Below are 18,973 nucleotides of genomic sequence, written 5' to 3'. Positions count from 1 at the left end.
CGCGCATGGGGAGGGTGATCACCTTGGCAGGTCTCCTGACTTGCGGGTCATCGCGCGACGCGGGCCTTCCCGGGCGTCTTGCCCAGTGGCATATGCCGGTCGCACTCGCCGCTCACAGTTGCGGGGGCAGTCGCGGGTTTGCACCGCGTTCCCTATTCTCCGGACATGGCCCGGAACCGAGGCCCGCTCCGCTTAATGCGGCGCGACCCACCGCACAAGTGCTTCCTTGGTGCCATCCCCGGCGGGCGTGGTTTCGGCACCTCATGGGATTGGATGGCACCTGCCATGGGATTGCATGGAACTGATTTGGGAAATACTGCCTCCGCGCGGCTCCAAACGCGAAGCCGCGCCGAATTGACGGGCGATTCACCGGGTTTTCGGGCGTCGAATCTGGGTGATCGTGGGGATGCCTAAAAAACTGTATCGCGCAACAAAACAAATATGGGATTTTGCGGCCCGTGACATCTTCACGACAGCGTGACTACATATAGTTGCGTGCAGGTTCCCGCTCACCACATGTTTGTGAGTTTTGGCAAAACGGGCCCCTACATCTTGTTTTCCACAGGGGGTGTGGACAAGAACTTGTGTCGGGGTGCGAAATTCCCCGTTGCCTCCCATGAAATCCCATGTCATACCTTTAACCACGATGAGGGACGGGACAGAGGGCAAACAACAAAGCCCCGGCAAACACCCAAAACAATAAAAGAGCAGGTTCATACAGGCACCCGCCCTCATCGAAACACAGAGATCCGGCGCGCGAGCGAGCAGACATCCCCCCAGGTGGCGCGCGCAGCTGGACCAGCCCGCAAAGCGGGTCAAGGCGGCGGGTTGATCGGTGGCAGCAGATCAACCCGCCGTATTTCGTTTCAGGGGGCGAGAGTAGGGACAGTGGGCCGCAGGCTTAGGTTCAGAGGCGAAAGTCGGCACAAGGTCGACAGCAAGGGTAGGGTGTCCATCCCGGCCTCTTTTCGCCGTGTGCTCGAAGCCGGTGACCCGGACTGGACCGAAGGTCTCAACCCCAATTTCGTGATCGTCTATGGCGACCAGCGCCGCAAGTATCTCGAATGCTTCACCATCCAGGAAATCGAGGCCATCGAGGACCGCATCAGCAACATGAAGCGGGGCTCGCGCAAGCGGCGCCTGCTCGAGCGGCTGATCTCCGGCCAGTCGGTGACGTCGAGCGTTGACGACACCGGGCGGATCGTGATTCCTGTCAAGCTGCGCGAAAAGATCGCGCTCGAGAACGAAGCGCAGTTCATCGGCACCGTCGACACGTTCCAGATCTGGGAGCCCGCGGCCTACGAGGCCGATCTCGAGGAGACCGAGGACGAACTGGCCGATTTCGACGGCGACCCGCTGGAACTGCTCGATGAAGACGACGAGGACGAGGAGATCTGAGATGGCACCTGCGGCGGATCACGATAACGGCGCGCCGCATGTTCCGGTTCTCCTGCGGCCTCTGCTCGAGGCCGTGGCGCCGGTTAGCGGCACCTGGGTCGACGGCACCTTCGGGGCAGGGGGCTATTCCCGCGGCCTGCTCGACGCCGGCGCCGACAAGGTCATCGGCATCGACCGCGATCCGCTGGCGCACCAGATGGCGCAGGAGTGGATCGGCACCTATGGCGGCCGGCTCGAGCTGGTCGAGGGCAATTTTGCCGACATGGACAAGGTTGTCACCGGCGCCGATGGCGTGGTGCTGGACCTTGGTGTGTCGTCGATGCAGCTCGACATCGCCGAACGTGGCTTCTCCTTCATGAAGGACGGCCCGCTCGACATGCGCATGGAGCAGTCGGGCGAGAGCGCCGCCGATCTGGTTAAGCGGCTCGACGAGACGGCGCTGGCCGATGTTCTCTATACCTACGGCGAAGAGCGCGCCTCACGCCGCATCGCCCGCGCCATCGTCAAGGCCCGCGACCAGGAGCCGATCGAGACCACCGCGCGTCTCTCGGCCATCGTCGAGGCCTGCCTGCCGCGCCCCAAGCCCGGTCAGTCGCACCCCGCCACCCGCAGCTTCCAGGCGCTGCGCATCGCGGTGAATGACGAGTATGGCGCGCTCTGGCGCGGGCTTATGGCCGCCGAGCGCGCGCTGAAGCCCGGCGGCTGGCTCTGCGTCGTCACCTTCCACTCGGTCGAGGACCGCATGGTCAAGCGCTTCTTCCAGGCGCGCTCGGGCAAGCTCAACACGGTGAGCCGCTACGCCCCCGTGACCGAAACCGAGGATCCGCAATTCGTCCTCGTCACCCGCAAGGCCGTCGGCCCGGACGACGAGGAACTGGCCGCCAATCCGCGCGCCCGCTCGGCGCGGCTCCGGATCGGCAAGCGCACCGACGCCGCCGCCGGCGAGATTGGCGCGGACAAGCTCAACATGCCTCAGCTCAAGGGGAAACGCTGATGCGAACGCTGCTCTACGTGACCACGTTCCTCGGCCTGATCGGCCTCGCCTTCTGGGCCTATCGCGAGAATTACGACACCAAGGAAGCGCTCGACACTGTCGACCAGCTGCACCGCAACATCGCCGACGCCCGCGCAAGGCTGGCGATCCTCAAGGCGGAGTGGGCCTATCTCAACCGCCCCGACCGGCTGCGTGACCTGGCCGAGATCAACTTCCAGCGGCTCGAGCTGCTGCCGATGCGGCCCGACCAGTTCGGCCGCGTCGACCAGGTCGCCTACCCGGTGATCCAGCCGCTGGTGGTGACTGAGCCGATCGACGTCTCGAGCGCGGGGCTGACGCAATGACCCGCACGCCGCTTCGTCCGCTCGCCCGCATCCTCGAAGCCCGCCAGAAGGGCGAGAACCCCGACGCCATCGAGCGCGAGAACCTGCGCATCCGCCACGAGCAGATGCGCGACAAGGCCCGCGTGCGCGCCGAGGGCCGCCTGCTGGTGATGAGCGTGATGTTCCTGGTGGCGTTCGGCGTCGTCGGCGCCCGCATGGGCCTGCTCGCCGCCTCCGAGCCGGCCGAGCCTCGCGCCCATGCCAGCGGCGCCTCGATCATCGCCAGCCGCGTCGACATCACCGACCGCCACGGCCGCATCCTCGCGACCAACATGGAGACCCATTCGCTCTACGCCCATCCGCAGCAGATGATCGAACCGCTGCGCGCCGCGAAGGAGCTGAAGGCGATCTTCCCGGATCTCGACGAAGAGCGCATGGTGAAGGATTTTACCGACGAGAAGCGCAAGTTTCTCTGGGTGAAGAAGAAAATCAGCCCCGAGCAGATGCAGGCGGTGCATGATATCGGCGAGCCGGGCCTGCTCTTCGGCCCGCGCGAGATGCGGCTCTATCCCAATGGTGCGCTGGCCTCGCACATCCTCGGCGGCTCGAGCTTCGGGCGCGAGGGCGTGGCCTCGGCCGAGGTGATCGGCACCGCCGGCATCGAGAAGTTCTTCGACGAGGAGCTGCGCGATCCGGCCCGCGCCGGCGCGCCACTCGAGCTGTCCATCGACCTCAGCGTGCAGGCGGCCTCGGAGCGTGTGCTCGACGCCGGCATGCGGCTCTTGAACGCCAAGGGCGCGGCCTCGGTGCTGATGGACGTACATACAGGCGAGGTCATCGCGCTGGCCTCGCTGCCCGATTTCGATCCCAACGATCGCCCGCGCCCGCCCACCAAGGGCAGCCCGTCGGACAGCCCGCTGTTCAACCGCGCGGTGCAGGGGGTCTACGAGCTCGGCTCGACCTTCAAGATCTTCGCCGCGGCGCAGGCGATGGAGCTGGGCCTCGTCGGGCCGCAGACGGTCATCGACACGCGTCCGCCCTTCAAGGTCGGCGGCCACCGCATCGGTGAATTCGAGGGCCACAATTACGGTGAGATCCCGGTCGAGGAGATCATCATCAAGTCGTCGAACCGCGGCACCGGCAAGATGGCGCTGGCCATCGGCATCGAGCGCCAGCAGGACTTCCTCAAGAAGCTCGGTTTCTTCGAGCCGACCCCGCTTGAGATCGTCGAGGCGGCGGGCGGCAAGCCACTGCTGCCGGCCCGCTGGACTGATCTGTCCTCGGTGACAATCTCCTACGGCCACGGCCTCTCCTCCTCGCCGCTGCACCTCGCGGCGGCCTATTCGGCGATCGCCAATGGCGGCACGCTGGTGAAGCCGACGCTGCTCAAGCAGCAGGGCGCCCAGTTCGGCGAGCGGGTGATGTCGCAGAGCGTCGCCGCGGCCTCGCGCGACATGCTGCGCAAGGTGGTGAGCAGCGGCACGGCGAGCTTCGGCGAGGTGCCGGGCTACCATGTCGGCGGCAAGACCGGCACCGCTGACAAGCCGCGCGAGCAGGGTGGCGGCTATTACAAGGACAAGGTCATCGCCACCTTCGCCGCGATGTTCCCGGCGCATGATCCGAAATACGTGCTGATCGTGACCCTCGACGAGCCGGTCGAAACCTCGGGCTCGAAGCCGCGCCGCACCGCCGGCTGGACCGCCGTGCCGGTGGCCGCCGAGATGATCGGCAGGATCGCGCCGCTTCTGGGCTTGCGTCCGGAATACGATATGGGAGAAGTGGCAGAGGTCACGCTGATCCGGCAGTGACGCCGCCCAAGGCCCCTGCCGGTTCCGGATCTGCGCAAACCAAGAATACGCATCGGGGGCAGATATGAGCGCTGAGGAAAAGAGCCTGTCGGATCTCGGCCTGACGGCGCGCGGCGGCCGCGAGGCCCGGGTCACGGGCATCTCGGTCGACAGTCGCGCGGTGATGCCGGGCCATCTCTTCGCGGCGATGCCGGGCACCAAGATCCACGGTGCGAGTTTCATCGAGACAGCACTGGCGCAGGGCGCCGTGGCGGTGCTGACCGATGCCGAGGGCGCCCGCCTTGCCGAGGCGGCGCTGGCCGAGAGCGACGCGGCGCTGGTTATCGCGGCCGAGCCGCGCGCCGCGCTGGCCTACGCCTGCGCACTGTTCTTCGGCGCCCAGCCCGCGACGATGGTCGCCGTCACGGGCACCAACGGCAAGACCAGCGTGGCTAGCTTCGTGCGCCGTCTCTGGCAGGAGCTGGGCTTCCGTGCCGTCAATCTCGGCACCACCGGGGTCGAGGGCGACTGGCAGGCGCCGCTGCGCCACACCACTCCCGAGCCGATCACCCTCCACAAGGCGCTTGCCGACGCGGCGGGGGCCGGCGTCGATCATGCGGCGATGGAGGCGTCCTCGCACGGGCTCGACCAGCGCCGCCTCGACGGCGTCCAGCTGGTGGCCGCGGGCTTCACCAACTTCACCCAGGATCACCTCGATTATCACGCCGATTTCGAGGAATATTTCGCCGCCAAGGCCGGGCTCTTCGCCCGGGTGCTGCCGGAAGATGGTACTGCCGTGGTCAATATCGACGACGCTCGCGGCATCGACATGCTCGCCATCGCCCGCGCCCGCGGGCAGGAGGTCCTGACGGTCGGCGAGAGCGAGGGCGCCGACCTGCGCCTGCTCGGCCAGCGTTTTGACGCCACCGGGCAGGAGCTGCGGCTGAGCTGGCACGGCGTGGTCGAGCAGCTGCGCCTCAACCTGATCGGCGGCTTCCAGGGGCAGAACGCGCTGGTTGCGGCGGGGCTCGTGATTGCCTGCGGCGCTGAGGCCGAAGACGTGTTCCGCGCGCTGCCCCGGCTCGAGACGGTGCATGGCCGGATGCAGCTCGCCGCCACCCGCGACAGCGGCGCGGCGGTCTATGTCGATTACGCCCACACGCCGGACGCGGTGGCCACCGCGATCAAGGCGCTGCGCCCGCATGTCATGGGCCGTCTCATTGCCATCATCGGCGCCGGCGGCGACCGCGATGCCGGCAAGCGCCCACTGATGGGCCGCGCCGCGGCCGAGAATGCCGACCTGGTCATCGTCACCGACGACAACCCGCGCTCCGAGGACCCCGCGGCGATCCGCGCGCAGGTGCTCGCGGGGGCGCCCGAGGCCACCGAGGTGGGCGATCGCGCCGAGGCGATCCTGCGCGGCGTCGATCTGCTGCAGCCGGGCGACGCGCTGCTGGTCTGCGGCAAGGGCCACGAGACCGGCCAGATCGTCGGCGATACGGTCTACCCGTTCGACGATGTCGAGCAGGCCAGCGTGGCCGTGGCCGCACTAGACGGGAGGGGCCTGTGACACTCTGGACGGCACAGGACGCCGCCGCCGCCACCGGCGGCACGGTCGCGGGCGACTGGGAGGCCAATGGCGTCTCGATCGACACCCGCACCATCGCCAGGGGCGATCTCTTCGTGGCGCTGAAGGCGGCGCGGGACGGGCATGATTTCGTGGCGCAGGCGCTCGAGAACGGCGCGAGCGCCGCTCTGGTGAGCCGCATCCCCGAGCGCGTCGACCCGGCCAAGCTGCTGATCGTCGACGACGTGCAGACCGGGCTCGAGGCGCTTGGACAGGCGGCGCGGGCGCGCACCCGGGCAAAGGTCGTGGCGGTGACCGGCTCGGTCGGCAAGACCTCGACCAAGGAGATGCTGCGCGTGGTGCTCGGCGCGCAGGGCAGCGTCCACGCTGCCGAGAAGAGCTACAACAACCACTGGGGCGTGCCGCTGACGCTGGCGCGGATGCCGGCGGATGTGGATTTCGCGGTCATCGAGATCGGCATGAACCACCCCGGCGAGATCGCGCCGCTGTCGCGCATGGCGCGGCCCGACGTGGCGATGATCACCATCGTGGCGCCGGCCCACCTTGCCGCCTTCGAGAGCCTCGAGGGCATCGCCCGCGAGAAGGGCGCGATCTTCGAGGGGCTCGAGCCCGGCGGCACCGCCGTGGTGAACGGCGACCTGACGGTCTCGTCGCTGCTGATCGAGATGGCCGAGGCGAAGGCGCAGCACGTGATCACCTTCGGCGAGGCCGAGGGCAATCACCACCGCGTCACCCATGTCGATGTCGGCGACACCACCACCGTGGCGCAGGGCCGGGCCTGGCGCTCGCCGGTGCTCTACAAGGTGGCGGTGCCGGGGCGGCATTTCGCGGTCAACGGTATGGGCGTGCTGGCGGTGGCGCATGCGCTGGGGCTCGACCGGGCGCTGGCGGTGACCGCGCTGGGGCAGTGGACGGCGGGCGCCGGGCGCGGCCTGCGCGAGACCATCCTGCTCGACCCGGTGGAGACCCATCTCTCGCTCGAGTTGATCGACGATGCCTACAACGCCAACCCGGCCTCGCTGGCCGCCTCGCTCGAGGTGCTCGCGAGCGCCAAGACCCGCGACGGGGTGGGGCGCGTGGCGCATGGTCGGCGCATCGCCTATCTCGGCGACATGAAGGAGCTCGGCGCCACCGAGGCGGCGCTGCACCGCGCCGTGGCGGATCTGCCGGCGATGGGGGAGATCGATCTCGTGCATTGCGTCGGGCCGCTGATGCGCAATCTCTGGCAGGCGCTGCCGCAGCAGAAGCGCGGCCACTGGACCGAGACCGCCGACGGCATGGCGGCGCGGGTGCGGCACGATATGGATGCGGGGGATGTCGTGCTGGTGAAGGGCTCGCTCTCCACCGGGCTGGGACGCGTGGTTGACGCGATCCGGCGCATGGGCGTATCCCCCGCGGGCGGCAACGGGTAACGAGGACCACAGCATGCTCTACTGGCTCACCGAACTGAGCGACGGCGGCGATCTGTTCAACCTGTTTCGCTACATCACGTTCCGCGCCGGCGGCGCCTTCCTGACGGCGCTGATCTTCGGCTTCATCTTCGGACGGCCGCTGATCGATGTGCTGCGCAAGCGGCAGGGCAAGGGGCAGCCGATCCGCGATGACGGCCCCGAGGGGCATTTCGTCAAGGCCGGCACACCGACCATGGGCGGTCTGCTGATCGTCGGCGCGCTGCTGACCTCGACGCTGCTCTGGGCCCGGCTCGACAATCCCTTCGTGTGGATGGTGCTCTTCGTGACCATGGGCTACGCCGCCATCGGCTTCGCCGACGATTATGCCAAGGTGGCCAAGCAGAACACCGCAGGTGTCTCGGGCAAGGTGCGGCTTTTGCTGGGCTTTCTCATCGCCGGCCTGGCGGCGGGCTGGGCGGCGTGGTTCCACCCGGCGGAGCTCACCGGGCAGCTCGCCTTCCCGGTGTTCAAGAACGCGCTGCTCGATCTCGGCATCTTCTTCGTGCCGTTCGCGATGATCGTCATCGTCGGTGCCGCCAACGCGGTGAACCTGACCGACGGGCTCGACGGGCTGGCCATCATGCCGGTGATGATCGCCGCCGGCACGCTCGGCATCATCGCCTACGCGGTGGGCCGCACCGACTTCACCGAGTATCTCGACGTTCACTACGTTCCCGGCACCGGCGAGATCCTGATTTTCTGCGCCGGGCTGATCGGCGGTGGTCTCGGATTCCTGTGGTACAACGCGCCGCCCGCGGCGGTGTTCATGGGCGACACCGGCTCGCTGGCGCTCGGCGGCGCTCTGGGCGCGATCGCGGTGGCCACCAAGCACGAGATCGTGCTGGCCATCGTCGGCGGCCTCTTCGTGGTCGAGGCGCTCTCGGTGATCATCCAGGTGTTCTACTTCAAGCGCACCGGCAAACGGGTCTTCCTGATGGCGCCGATCCACCATCACTACGAGAAGAAGGGCTGGGCGGAGCCGCAGATCGTGATCCGCTTCTGGATCATCTCGCTGATCCTCGCCCTGATCGGCCTCGCCACCCTGAAGCTGCGCTGATCTCGCGGCGCGCGGCCCGAGGGCCACGCACAGGCTGCGTCGCCCGGGGGCAGGCCCCCGGTCTCCACGGCTCTGGCCGACCTGACGCCCTTGCCGTGAACCCGCGCCTGCGGCACGGTCCGGCCTGCCTCCGGCGGGAGTATTTCTGACGAAGAGAAGACGGGGCGCGGCGCTGCTGTCTTCTCTGGTTTCAAAATACCTCGGGGGTGAATTGGCGCATCGCGCCAAGAGGGGGCAGCGCCCCCTGCACGCCGTCAAAGAGCCGCGGCGCGTCGCATTTCCGGGAGCCGAGAGCAAAGAAAAACCCCGCCGGCACGCGAGGTGCGGCGGGGTCTGCAGGTCCCGTGAGTGGCAATGCCGGACCCGTCGCAGGGCGGCGAACCGCCCTGCAAAATGCTGGTGCTTACGCCGCGACGTCGAAGCGGTCGGCGTTCATCACCTTGGTCCAGGCGGCCACGAAGTCGTTGACGAACTTCCCGGCATTGTCGTCCTGGGCGTAGACCTCGGCATAGGCGCGCAGGATCGAGTTCGAGCCGAACACCAGGTCGACGCGGGAGGCGGTGTACTTGACCTCGCCCGACTTGCGGTCGCGGATCTCGTAGCTGCCACCGGCCACCGGCAGCCACTGGTAGGCCATGTCGGTGAGCACGTCGAAGAAGTCGGTGGTCAGGGCGCCAGCGCGCTCGGTGAACACGCCGAGCTTGCTGCCGCCGTAGTTGGTTCCGATGGCGCGCATGCCGCCCACCAGCACGGTCATTTCCGCCGCCGTCAGGCCCATCAGCTGGGCGCGGTCGAGCAGCATCTCTTCCGGGCTGACCACGTAGTCGGTCTTCTGGAAGTTGCGGAACCCGTCGGCCAGCGGCTCGAGCGGCTCGAAGCTGTCGGCGTCGGTCATCTCTTGGGTCGCATCGCCGCGGCCCGGGGTGAACGGCACCTCGAGATCGACGCCCGCGGCCTTCGCCGCCTGCTCGACACCGAGGTTGCCGGCCAGCACGATCACGTCGGCGATCGAGGCACCGGTCTCGGCCGCGATCGGCTCGAGCTTGGCCAGCACCGCGGCGAGGCGCTCGGGCTCGTTGCCGACCCAGTCCTTCTGCGGGGCCAGGCGGATGCGGGCACCGTTGGCACCGCCGCGCATGTCGGAGCCGCGATAGGTCCGCGCGCTATCCCAGGCGGTGGAGACCATGTCGGCGACCGAGAGGCCGGCCTCGGCGATCTTCGCCTTGACGGCGGCGACGTCGTAGGAGGTCGAGCCGGCGGGCACCGGATCCTGCCAGATCAGGTCTTCCTGCGGCACGTCCGGACCGACCCAGCGCGCCTTCGGGCCCATGTCGCGGTGGGTCAGCTTGAACCAGGCGCGGGCGAAGGTCTCTTCGAAATACTTCGGGTCGGCCATGAACTTCTGGCAGATCTCGTTGTAGATTGGGTCGACCTTCATCGCCATGTCGGCATCGGTCATGATCGGCATGGTCTTGATCGAGGGATCCTCGACATCGGCCGGCATGTCCTCTTCCTTGATGTCGACCGGCATCCACTGGCTGGCGCCGGCGGGCGATTTCTTCAGCTCCCACTCGTGACCGAAGAGCATCTCGAACCAGCCCATGTCGAACTTGGTGGGGTTGGTGGTCCAGGCGCCCTCGATGCCGGACACCACGGTGTCACGGCCAACGCCGCGGCCCTTGGTGTTCATCCAGCCGATGCCCTGGTACTCGGGTCCGGCGGCCTCGGGCTCGGGCGAGAGATCATCCGCGCTGCCATTGCCGTGGCACTTGCCGATGGTGTGGCCGCCGGCGGTCAGCGCCGCGGTTTCCTCATCGTTCATCGCCATGCGGGCGAAGGTCTCGCGCACCTGGTCCGCGGTCTTCTGCGGATCGGAGACGCCGTTGACGCCCTCCGGGTTCACATAGATCAGACCCATCTGCACGGCTGCGAGCGGGTTCTCCATGGTGTCGGGCTTGGAGACTTCCTCGTAGCGGGTGTCGGACGGCGCGAGCCACTCCTTCTCGGAGCCCCAGTAGGTGTCCTTCTCGGGGTGCCAGATATCCTCGCGGCCGAAGGCGAAGCCATAGGTCTTCAGCCCGGCGACCTCGTAGGCGATGGTGCCCGACAGGATCATCAGGTCGGCCCAGGAGATCTTGTTGCCGTATTTCTTCTTGATCGGCCACAGCAGGCGGCGGCCCTTGTCGGTGTTGACGTTGTCGGGCCAGCTGTTGAGCGGCGCGAAGCGCTGGTTGCCGGTGCCGCCACCGCCACGGCCGTCGGACAGGCGATAGGAGCCCGCGGCGTGCCATGCCACGCGGGCGAACATCCCGACATAGGAGCCCCAGTCGGCCGGCCACCACTCCTGGCTGTCATTCATCAGCTGGCGCAGGTCGTCCTTCAGGGCCTCCACGTCGAGCGTTTTGAGCTCTTCTTGGTAGTCGAAATCCGGACCCATCGGGTTGGTCTTGAGATCGTGCTGGTGCAGGATGTCGAGGTTGAGCGCATTCGGCCACCAGTCCATCACGGTGGTGCCGAGCGCGGTCAGGCTGCCATGCATCACCGGGCACTTGCCGCCGCTGCCGCGGGTGCTTTCGTTGAGGTCGCCTTCGACTGTATGTCCGTCCATGATGTCCTCCAGGGGCTTTCTTGTTGGTCGATATGGGGCTCGGGGCGGCCGATTGCGCGGGTCGCGATGACCCGGCCGCGCGCGGCGTTTCCCTGTTTGCTAGAATCGTTCTAGCAAAGCCGCACCATAAAGCCCAATTGCATTTTCTTAAGCATCCGATAAGAGGGGCTTATGGCAAATATCTCGATGAAACACCTGCGCTACTTCGATGCGCTGGCGCGGCTCGGCCATTTCGGACGCGCGGCCGAGATCTGCGCGATCAGCCAGCCGGCGCTGTCGATGCAGATCCGCGAGCTCGAGGATCTGATCGGGGCGCCCCTGGTCGAGCGGGGCGCCCGGCAGATCCGGCTGACCTCGCTGGGAGAGGAATTCGCCGCCCGCACCGGCGAGATCCTGCGCTCGGTCGATGACCTTGCCGATCTGGCGCGCGCCGCGCAGGGGCCGTTGGTGGGCCGGCTGCGGATCGGCGTGATCCCGACGGTGGCGCCGTACCTGCTGCCCAAGGTGATCACCACGCTGGCGCAGGAATATCCCGGGCTCGACCTGCGCCCGCGGGAGGCTGTGACGAAGACGCTGATCCAGGATCTGCACGAGGCCAAGCTCGACACCGCCATCGTGGCGCTGCCGATCTCGGAGCCGGGGCTCGAGGAGGTGGCGCTGTTCGACGAGGAGTTCGTGCTGGTGCGCGGGCCCGCGGAGGCCAACAAGCCGGTGCCGGATCCGAGCATCCTGCACGAGATGCGCTTGCTGTTGCTCGAGGAGGGGCACTGCTTCCGCGATCAGGCGCTGTCCTATTGCAAGCTCTCGCCCTCGGTCACGCGCGACCTGATGGAGGGCAGCTCGCTCTCGACGCTGGTGCAGATGGTGGGCGCTGGGATCGGCATCACGCTGATCCCGGAGATGGCGCTGCCGATCGAGACCCGCTCGGCGCAGGTTTCGCTGGCGCGGTTGCCGCAGCCAGCGCCGGTGCGGACCATCGGCATGGCCTGGCGCAAGTCGACGCCGCTGGGGGAGCAGTTGTCGCGGATCTCCGAGATCGTCCGCAGCGTCGGCTGCGAGGCGACCGAGACCGCGGCGCAGTTACCCGCGAGCGCTGCGGCAGGTGACGCGGGCTGAAGGCGCCGGGCGCGAGTGGCGCCTCAATGCGAAGGGAAAGGGGGCGCTGCCCCCTCTTGGCGCTGCGCGCCAATTCACCCCCGAGGTATTTTGAAACCGGAGAAGACGGCAGCACAGCGCCCCTGGCTTCTCTTCGTCAAAAATACTCCCGCCGGAGGCAGGCCGTCCGGTGCCGTTCGCGGAGGTCCCGGAGAAAGGCGAAGCGGGCCGGGCAAAAGAAAACCGCCCCACGCGGAGCGGGGCGGTCAGTCTGCCTTACGATGCCGCGTCTCAGGCGGCTTTGCGCATTTCCGGCTTGTCCTGCGCCTCAATGAAGGTCTTGTGCAGGGCCTTGATCACCGGCTTCAGGATGTCGCGCTCCATGATGAACTGCACGTCCACGTTGCGCGGGCCCTGGCTCGCGCCGATGGCCTCGAGCCCCTCCTCGGCGATCGCCACGAGGCCGCGTTGCAGGCAGGACAGCCCGCTGAGATCGCGGCCGATGACCGAGGCCATCGACAGGGTGCGCGACGAGATCCTTGCGGAAGGGTAGAGCTTCTCGAGATCCTTCTCCACGCGGCGCATCGATTTCAGCGAGGCATCCACGTAGTGGGTGATGGTGTTGGCGTTCGACACCTTCGACACGATGCGCACGTCGTGCCGCGTCAGCACGTCGAGGATCGATGCGTCGTAGCCCTTCACGCCGACCATGTCCTGTTCGAACAGCTCCAGCGCGATGATGTCGAGGCCGGTGACGATCTCTACCGCCGAGCTCTCCGCCGGTTGATCGTCGATCAGCGTGCCAGGATCCTTCGGCTCGAAGGCGTTGGTCACGCGCAACGGCACATCGGCCTGGCGCAGGGTCTTGGCGGCTTTCGGATGGATCGCCTCCATGCCCATGTTCGACAGCTGATCGGCCACGTCGTAATTGGTGCGGCCGAGCTTGCGCACGGCGTCTTGGCCGACGAGGTTGGGATCCGCCGAGGAGAGGTGAAACTCCTTGTGGATGATCGCCTCGCGCGCCCCCGTGAGGGCGGCGAGATGCGAGAAGGTGACCTCGGAATAGCCGCGGTCGAACTCGCGCATCAGGCCTTCCTTGCACTGGGCATAGCCGGTGACGATCGGCATCTCGGTCATTGGGTCGACGCCATCTAGGGCGCCGAGGATGCGTTGCTCGAGATCGACGTCGCCATCGCCGCGCCAGCCGCTGAGATCCACCAGCCGGGCATCGACGCCGGCGCGCTGCAGCATCAGCACCGTGACATAGGCCGAGTGCGCCTCGCCGAGACCGGAAAGCAGCTCGCGGGTCTGCAGCATGTGTTCGGACAGGCGGAAGTGGCCGTAGGAGCAGACGCGGGCGAGATCGATCAGGCAGTTGCGCGCGCCGTCGATGCGGGTGCGCACGAAATCGGTCGCCTGCTGGATGTCGGCCGGGTGCTCGAGGATCGAGCTGTGCGCCTCGATCATCGCGTTGGCAACGCGGTTCAGCGCGTCGTGCCAGCCGTGGGTGTTGTCGCTCTCGGCGAACTGCCCGTAGACGCCCGGCTCGCCGGTCTTCTTGTGCTCGAGCAGCAAGTTGGTGATGCCGCCGAAGGCGGAGACCACGAAGATACGGCCATAAAGCTCGGCACCTTCGCGACCGCCGATCAGCAGCGTGTCGCGCAGTTCGTCGAGGCGGGACATGGATGTCCCGCCAATCTTTTCAACCGTATGATGGGCCATGGCTTACGCCACCTCCTCGGCCGGCGCGTAGGAGCCGTCTTCACGGTGCACTTCGTTGCCGGTGACCGGCGGGTTGAAGCAGCAGGCCATGTGAAGCTCTTCTTCGGCGCGCAGGATATGCTTGTCGTGCAGGTTCAGCGCATACATCACACCGGGCTTAATCTCGTGCGTCTCGCCGGTGGCGATGTCGGTGATCGAGCCCTTGCCCTTCATGCAATAGACGCTCTCGAAGTGGTGCTTGTAGTGGAACGTGTGCTCCGAGCCGGCTTCGAGAATAGTGATGTGGAACGAGAAGCCCATGCCGTCCTGCGCCAGCAGCATCCGGGTGGAGGTCCACTTGGCGTCGGCCACGTGCTTGTCGGTGTTTTTCAGGTCGTTGAAGTCACGAACGATCATGTCGGTTACTCCGCTGCAATCTTGCTTGTTTCGGTGAGGGCGGCACGGGTGACGTCGCGCAGGATCTCGAACCCTTTCGCGAACTGCTCTTCCGTGGTGGTCAGCGGTGCGAGCACCTTGACCACCTCGTCATGCGCGCCCGAGGTCTCGATGATGAGGCCGCGTTTGAAGGCTTCGGCACAGATGTCGCCGGCGAGATCACCGTTGCCCACGTCGACGCCGCGCATCAGGCCGCGGCCCTTGAGGCGGGCGCCATCGATCATGTCGGCGATCGAGGTCAGGCCGATCTCGACGATCCGCGCCTTCTTCTGGATCTCCTGCTGGAAGGCGTCGTCCTTCCAAAACTTCTCCAGCGCCACGCGGGCGGTGACGAAGGCGTGGGTGTTGCCGCGGAAGGTGCCGTTGTGCTCGGCAGGCTTCCAGACGTCGAGCTCCGGCTTCACCAGCAGGGCGGCGAAGGGCAGGCCCATGCCCGAAAGCGATTTCGCCAGCGGGATGAGATCCGGCTCGATGCCGAAGTCTTCAAAGGAGAAGAACGTGCCGGTGCGGCCGATGCCGGCCTGGATGTCGTCGGCAATGAGCAGCGCGCCGTGCTTCTTGGCGAGCTTGGCGATGCCCTGCATCCATTCCTTGGAGGCAGCATTCAGACCGCCTTCGCCCTGAACCGGCTCCACGAGGAAGGCGGCGGGGGCGTCGAGGCCCGAGGACGGGTTGTCGAGCATCCACTCGATCTGTTTCAGCGTGTCCACGCCGTCGCCGAAGGCGCCGTCATAGGGCATGTGGGTGACGCCCTGCAGCGGCATCGATCCACCGTCGCGCTTGCCGGAATTGCCGGTCGCGGCGAGGGCGCCCATGGTCATGCCGTGGAAGCCGTTGGTGAAGGCCACGATGTTGTGGCGGCCGGTGGTCTTGCGCGCGAGCTTCATCGCCGCCTCGACGGCGTTGGTGCCGGTCGGGCCGACCATCATCACCTTGTGGTCCATACCGCGTGGGGCGAGGATGATCTCCTCGAAGGCGGTCAGGAAGGCTTCCTTCTGGTCGGTGTGCATGTCGAGACCGTGGGTCACGCCGTCGTTCGAGATGTGCTCGATCAGCGCGGCCTTCATGTCGGGATCGTTGTGTCCGTAGTTGAGCGACGAGCAGCCGGCGAGAAAGTCGATATACTCGCGCCCTTCGGCGTCGGTGAGGATCGAGCCGCTGGCCTTCACGAAGCTCGTCGGAAAACTACGGCAGTAGGAGCGCGCTTCGCTTTCGCGGCGCGTGTAGATATCGCGTGTCATGAGATGTCCTTTCGGGACTTCTGAAATCAGGGAAGATCGACGGTCGGACGGATCAGGCGGCGGCAGCCAGCTCGGTATCCATCTCCGGCAGGGTGATCGTCACCATGTGCTCGGTGTCGTGACGACCGTCGAAGTGAACGTCTTTTTCGTAGTGGGGCTCGTCGATCAGCTCGCCGCCGATGGAGCGGGCGAAGCTGCGGAACAGGCCCCAGGACGCGTCATTGTCTTCGGTGATGGTGGTCTTGAGGGCGACCGCATTGCTGCATTCCTCGCGCTCGACGAGGTGTGTCAGCATCTTGCGGCCAAGGCCCAGACCGCGCGCCTTCGGGCTCACGGCGACCTGCCAGACGAAATAGGCGTCCTTGTTGGGGATCATGTGACCCGAGATCCAGCCGACGACATCGCCGTCGAGCTCGGCCACAACGCAGGTGTCACGGAAGTGCTCCGCTTGAACGAGGTTGCAGTACATCGAGTTCTCGTCGAGCGGCTTGCACGCGCGCACGAGCTCCCAGATGGCGGCGCCATCGGTGGCCTCGGGCTTGCGGAGCAGGAGGTTGTCCTGCTTGGACGTGAAGCTGTCTTTCGGCATCGGGTCAGGTCCCTCTCGGTTGCTTTGAAAGGTAAACTAAGAGACTCGTCGGAAAGTTTCAACCGCCTAAGCATTTTTTCGGGGAAAACTTCCTATATTATGTAAAACCAATAAAATACAGTGCTTTGCGCATGGGTGTTGAAAGCTGATCGCGAAGCATTATCCTTAGGAGCCTGAAGATTTCGCGGGAGATGCTTAGCCGATTGAAGTATCCTCCTGTTTCATGCAACAAAGGGCCATTCCTCAATTCTGCCCCCAAATCTGCGAGGCGTGGGTCCGATGGATCGAACGGATGACAGCTTGATTGCCCTGCGGCGAATTCTGAGAGCCACCGAGCTTTACGAACGCGACCTGGCGAGCGCCGCCGGGGTCACGCCGGCGAAGCTGCGCGTGATGCAGATCGTGCAGATGAAGGGCGGCACCACCACACCCAAGGCGCTGGCGACCCAGATGGGCGTGAGCCAGGCCACCATCACCGGGCTGGTCGACAAGCTGGTGAAGGACGGCATGGTCAAGCGTGCCCAGTCCAGTATGGACCGGCGTCAGATCAACGTCGTGCTGAGCGAGAAGGGTGAGGCGACGCTCGACCGCGCGCCCGACGCCCTGCAACAGCGCTTCGTGCGCGAGTTCGAGCGGCTCGAGGATTGGGAGCAGGCGCAGCTCTTGTCATCGCTCGAGCGCGTCGCCGCCATGCTGGATGCCCGCGACATCGACGCCTCGCCGGTGCTGACCGTCGGTGCGCTCGATCACGACAAGCGCGCCAACTGAGCCCACGCGCCCTCAGAGCAGGGCGCGGATCGGTTCGAGCAGACCCTTGTTGCGCAGGGTGCGCACCGGGTAGTTCTCATCGTTGATGATCTGATCGATAGAGAAGCCCGGCTCGATCTTGCCGAGCTTCACTGCCGTGGCCTGCGCCTTGTCGAGCTGGCCATCGAGCGCGTAGAGCGCCAACAGGTGCCGATGCGCCGGGCGCGACAGGGGCGCGGCGCGGGCCGCCGCTTCGCCGGCCTCGATGGCTTCCTGCGGGCGATTGCAGGCGATGGCGATGATGCAGTGCCCCATGTCCCACCATTGTTTGAACGGCGAGCTGCGCGCGATGGCGCGGGCCCGGGCCGAGGCGTCGAAGGCCGAGGCAACGTCGCCCTTCAGCATGTTGGCCTCGGCCAGGGATTTCCACGCGAAGGCCGAGGCCGGGTTGCGGTTGACCGCGGTGTCGGCCAGCTCGAAGGCGCCGGCCGCGTCGCGCTGCGCGGTGCCGCGGACCTTCGAGATCAGCGCGTGGACCAGCGCGTTGTCCTCCGAAGCCTCCATCGCGCGATAGTTCAGCGCGATGGCCTCCTCGCGCAGCGCATCGCGGTCTTCTTCGAGGAGTTCGAGGAGCTGGATCATCCGCACCATGCTGCTCCAGGCGAGGTAGATGCCGTTTGGGTCGAGCTCATAGGCCTGCTTGAGCAGCGAATGCGCCTCGCGCAGCGCGTCGCGCTCGAAGCTGAACATGCGATACATGCTGAGACGCGACAGCGCCGTGGCGCGGCTCTCGGGGCGGTTGGTGTCGAGCACCTGCGGCAGCTTCCCGATGATGCAGTCCGCCGCCTCGAAGACCAGCTTGGCGACGATCTCGTCGCTGCGCAGGATCGCCTCGAGCTGGCTGACCGCCTGCATCTTGGAATAGAGGATGCGTCCGCTCGGCACGTGCAGCCCCTTGACGAAGAGGGTATGGCCGTCGCTGGTCTTGAGGATGTCGCAGGTGAGGGAGATGTCGCTCATCGGCAGTTCGGCCGGGTGGTCGGGATCGTTGGCCTGCCGCCAGGCGCGGATCTGCTCGGCGATGTTCTCGCCGATCTGGTTGGCGAGGATGTCGGCCATGATGTTGGCGCCATCCTCGGCCGGCGCCGCCGAGCGGCAATGGATCAGCACCCCCTTGGCCAGCTTCGGCTCGGCCTGAGACAGCCGCGCCTGCAGGTCGGCGCGTTCCATGCGCAGCCATTCCTCGAACTCGGGATCGCGCGCGTCGAGCCCCTCAAGCAGCTCGCTGCGCTGGTCGAAGGGCAGCCCTTCATCGCGCAGGTCGACCGCGATGCCGGTTTGGGCGAGCGCGACGGTGCTGCGGTCGGCGACGAGGATGCCCGCATGCGGCCCGAGAGCGCTGCGCAGCTTGCTGAGCGCCTGCCGGAGATTGGCGCTGGCCTGCTCCGGGCCGAACTGGCTCCACAGCTTGTCTTCGAGCCAGCGGCGCGTGCGCGACATCTCGGGCGACAGCGCCAGCAGGGCCAGAAGTGCCTGGTTCTTGGCGCCTTTCGGGGTCAGGCAGCTGCCATCCGCGGCCTCCACGCGAAGAGGGCCGAGCACCGAAATCCGTATCTGGGTTGCAGTGTCGCGCATCGGGCCATCCAGCCATCGAAACAAAGATTGCCCGTGAGCGTAGCACCGCCTCACTAATCCGGCAACGGGCGTGAATTGTCCGTGAATCGCTCGCGCCACAGGCACAAGGCTTTGACGCATGGCCGGTATTTCTGTCACCCTGAGAAAAATCGTTTTGAGCGCGAATTCTGATTTGTTTTTCTCGGGGGGACACTGGGAATGCCGGTTTATGGGCACGAGGGCCATGAAGGCCACGAAGGACATGAGGGTCACGAAGGCCACGAGGGACACGAAGGGCATGAGGGCCACGAAGGGGGTGCGGGC

At 66.5% G+C, this 18,973-nt stretch carries 15 protein-coding genes and 1 riboswitch; of the genes, 9 read left to right on the top strand and 6 right to left on the bottom strand.

The window, feature by feature from the left end; genetic code table 11:
* Nucleotides 1–7 precede the first annotated feature (7 nt).
* Nucleotides 8–196: riboswitch (cobalamin riboswitch) on the bottom strand.
* A gap of 692 nt (nucleotides 197–888) precedes the next feature.
* The 7 genes from mraZ to mraY all read left to right on the top strand — a co-directional run bounded on the left by mraZ (nucleotide 889) and on the right by mraY (nucleotide 8,598).
* Nucleotides 889–1,398 carry a division/cell wall cluster transcriptional repressor MraZ gene (gene mraZ / locus KUV62_RS13150; RefSeq protein ID WP_222604164.1) on the top strand — a complete coding sequence of 170 codons (510 nt, stop codon included), beginning with the start codon at nucleotides 889–891 and terminating at the stop codon, nucleotides 1,396–1,398.
* Nucleotide 1,399: 1 nt separating this feature from the next.
* Entirely contained in the window at nucleotides 1,400–2,392 is a 993-nt protein-coding gene (gene rsmH / locus KUV62_RS13145; RefSeq protein ID WP_222604163.1) for a 16S rRNA (cytosine(1402)-N(4))-methyltransferase RsmH, read from the top strand.
* Nucleotides 2,392–2,736: a cell division protein FtsL gene (locus KUV62_RS13140; RefSeq protein WP_222604162.1), complete on the top strand. Its 345-nt coding sequence runs from the start codon at nucleotides 2,392–2,394 to the stop codon at nucleotides 2,734–2,736. The genes rsmH and KUV62_RS13140 overlap by 1 nt, the downstream gene beginning before the upstream one ends.
* Nucleotides 2,733–4,523, top strand: coding sequence for a peptidoglycan D,D-transpeptidase FtsI family protein (locus KUV62_RS13135; RefSeq protein ID WP_222604161.1), 1,791 nt, complete (start codon nucleotides 2,733–2,735; stop codon nucleotides 4,521–4,523). The genes KUV62_RS13140 and KUV62_RS13135 overlap by 4 nt, the downstream gene beginning before the upstream one ends.
* Nucleotides 4,524–4,587: 64 nt before the next feature.
* Nucleotides 4,588–6,072, top strand: coding sequence for a UDP-N-acetylmuramoyl-L-alanyl-D-glutamate--2,6-diaminopimelate ligase (locus KUV62_RS13130; RefSeq protein ID WP_222604160.1), 1,485 nt, complete (start codon nucleotides 4,588–4,590; stop codon nucleotides 6,070–6,072).
* A complete protein-coding gene (gene murF / locus KUV62_RS13125; protein WP_222604159.1) occupies nucleotides 6,069–7,502 on the top strand; it encodes a UDP-N-acetylmuramoyl-tripeptide--D-alanyl-D-alanine ligase in 1,434 nt (477 codons plus the stop codon). Before KUV62_RS13130 ends, murF begins: the two co-directional genes overlap by 4 nt.
* A 13-nt stretch (nucleotides 7,503–7,515) precedes the next feature.
* Nucleotides 7,516–8,598: a phospho-N-acetylmuramoyl-pentapeptide-transferase gene (mraY, locus tag KUV62_RS13120; RefSeq protein ID WP_222604158.1), complete on the top strand. Its 1,083-nt coding sequence runs from the start codon at nucleotides 7,516–7,518 to the stop codon at nucleotides 8,596–8,598.
* Between the two features lie 403 nt (nucleotides 8,599–9,001).
* Here the strand turns inward: mraY and katG are convergent, their stop codons facing one another.
* On the bottom strand, nucleotides 9,002–11,206 hold the full coding sequence (gene katG / locus KUV62_RS13115; RefSeq protein WP_222604157.1) for a catalase/peroxidase HPI: 2,205 nt from the start codon (nucleotides 11,204–11,206) through the stop codon (nucleotides 9,002–9,004).
* Between the two features lie 171 nt (nucleotides 11,207–11,377).
* Here katG and KUV62_RS13110 point away from each other — a divergent pair, with 171 nt between their 5' ends.
* Nucleotides 11,378–12,322: a hydrogen peroxide-inducible genes activator gene (locus tag KUV62_RS13110; RefSeq protein WP_222604156.1), complete on the top strand. Its 945-nt coding sequence runs from the start codon at nucleotides 11,378–11,380 to the stop codon at nucleotides 12,320–12,322.
* 270 nt (nucleotides 12,323–12,592) lie between these two features.
* On the opposite strand, the gene KUV62_RS13105 is transcribed toward KUV62_RS13110, so the two are convergent.
* From KUV62_RS13105 to ectA, 4 genes are read right to left on the bottom strand one after another with little or no spacing between them, the layout of a single operon-like run.
* A complete protein-coding gene (locus tag KUV62_RS13105; protein ID WP_222604155.1) occupies nucleotides 12,593–14,023 on the bottom strand; it encodes an aspartate kinase in 1,431 nt (476 codons plus the stop codon).
* Between the two features lie 3 nt (nucleotides 14,024–14,026).
* Complete coding sequence (locus KUV62_RS13100; RefSeq protein WP_222604154.1) at nucleotides 14,027–14,419, bottom strand: ectoine synthase; 393 nt, start codon at nucleotides 14,417–14,419, stop codon at nucleotides 14,027–14,029.
* A gap of 5 nt (nucleotides 14,420–14,424) precedes the next feature.
* The gene (gene ectB / locus KUV62_RS13095) at nucleotides 14,425–15,699 is read right to left on the bottom strand and encodes a diaminobutyrate--2-oxoglutarate transaminase (protein ID WP_222604153.1); all 1,275 of its coding nucleotides are present in this window, start codon (nucleotides 15,697–15,699) and stop codon (nucleotides 14,425–14,427) included.
* A 52-nt stretch (nucleotides 15,700–15,751) separates the two neighbouring features.
* Nucleotides 15,752–16,288 carry a diaminobutyrate acetyltransferase gene (ectA, locus tag KUV62_RS13090; RefSeq protein ID WP_222604152.1) on the bottom strand — a complete coding sequence of 179 codons (537 nt, stop codon included), beginning with the start codon at nucleotides 16,286–16,288 and terminating at the stop codon, nucleotides 15,752–15,754.
* A gap of 279 nt (nucleotides 16,289–16,567) precedes the next feature.
* Here ectA and KUV62_RS13085 point away from each other — a divergent pair, with 279 nt between their 5' ends.
* Entirely contained in the window at nucleotides 16,568–17,056 is a 489-nt protein-coding gene (locus tag KUV62_RS13085; protein ID WP_222604151.1) for a MarR family winged helix-turn-helix transcriptional regulator, read from the top strand.
* Between the two features lie 12 nt (nucleotides 17,057–17,068).
* Here KUV62_RS13085 and KUV62_RS13080 read toward each other — a convergent pair whose 3' ends face one another.
* The gene (locus tag KUV62_RS13080; protein WP_222604150.1) at nucleotides 17,069–18,670 is read right to left on the bottom strand and encodes a transcriptional regulator; all 1,602 of its coding nucleotides are present in this window, start codon (nucleotides 18,668–18,670) and stop codon (nucleotides 17,069–17,071) included.
* Nucleotides 18,671–18,973: the final 303 nt, after the last annotated feature.

It is taken from the genome of Salipiger bermudensis, assembly GCF_019801965.1.
Lineage (GTDB): Bacteria > Pseudomonadota > Alphaproteobacteria > Rhodobacterales > Rhodobacteraceae > Salipiger > Salipiger bermudensis_A.
The sequence above is the reverse complement of the archived record's forward strand: the minus strand, read 5'-3'. Positions and strand labels throughout refer to the sequence as shown.

Excerpts from the sequence above, each read along its gene's own strand:
- KUV62_RS13110 (WP_222604156.1), top strand. The coding sequence starts at position 11,378 with ATGGCAAATATCTCGATGAAACACCTGCGCTACTTCGATGCGCTGGCG.
- ectB (WP_222604153.1), bottom strand. The coding sequence starts at position 15,699 with ATGACACGCGATATCTACACGCGCCGCGAAAGCGAAGCGCGCTCCTAC.
- KUV62_RS13105 (WP_222604155.1), bottom strand. The coding sequence starts at position 14,023 with ATGGCCCATCATACGGTTGAAAAGATTGGCGGGACATCCATGTCCCGC.
- KUV62_RS13140 (WP_222604162.1), top strand. The coding sequence starts at position 2,392 with ATGCGAACGCTGCTCTACGTGACCACGTTCCTCGGCCTGATCGGCCTC.
- KUV62_RS13100 (WP_222604154.1), bottom strand. The coding sequence starts at position 14,419 with ATGATCGTTCGTGACTTCAACGACCTGAAAAACACCGACAAGCACGTG.
- KUV62_RS13135 (WP_222604161.1), top strand. The coding sequence starts at position 2,733 with ATGACCCGCACGCCGCTTCGTCCGCTCGCCCGCATCCTCGAAGCCCGC.
- KUV62_RS13080 (WP_222604150.1), bottom strand. The coding sequence starts at position 18,670 with ATGCGCGACACTGCAACCCAGATACGGATTTCGGTGCTCGGCCCTCTT.
- KUV62_RS13130 (WP_222604160.1), top strand. The coding sequence starts at position 4,588 with ATGAGCGCTGAGGAAAAGAGCCTGTCGGATCTCGGCCTGACGGCGCGC.
- katG (WP_222604157.1), bottom strand. The coding sequence starts at position 11,206 with ATGGACGGACATACAGTCGAAGGCGACCTCAACGAAAGCACCCGCGGC.
- rsmH (WP_222604163.1), top strand. The coding sequence starts at position 1,400 with ATGGCACCTGCGGCGGATCACGATAACGGCGCGCCGCATGTTCCGGTT.
- ectA (WP_222604152.1), bottom strand. The coding sequence starts at position 16,288 with ATGCCGAAAGACAGCTTCACGTCCAAGCAGGACAACCTCCTGCTCCGC.
- mraY (WP_222604158.1), top strand. The coding sequence starts at position 7,516 with ATGCTCTACTGGCTCACCGAACTGAGCGACGGCGGCGATCTGTTCAAC.
- KUV62_RS13085 (WP_222604151.1), top strand. The coding sequence starts at position 16,568 with ATGGATCGAACGGATGACAGCTTGATTGCCCTGCGGCGAATTCTGAGA.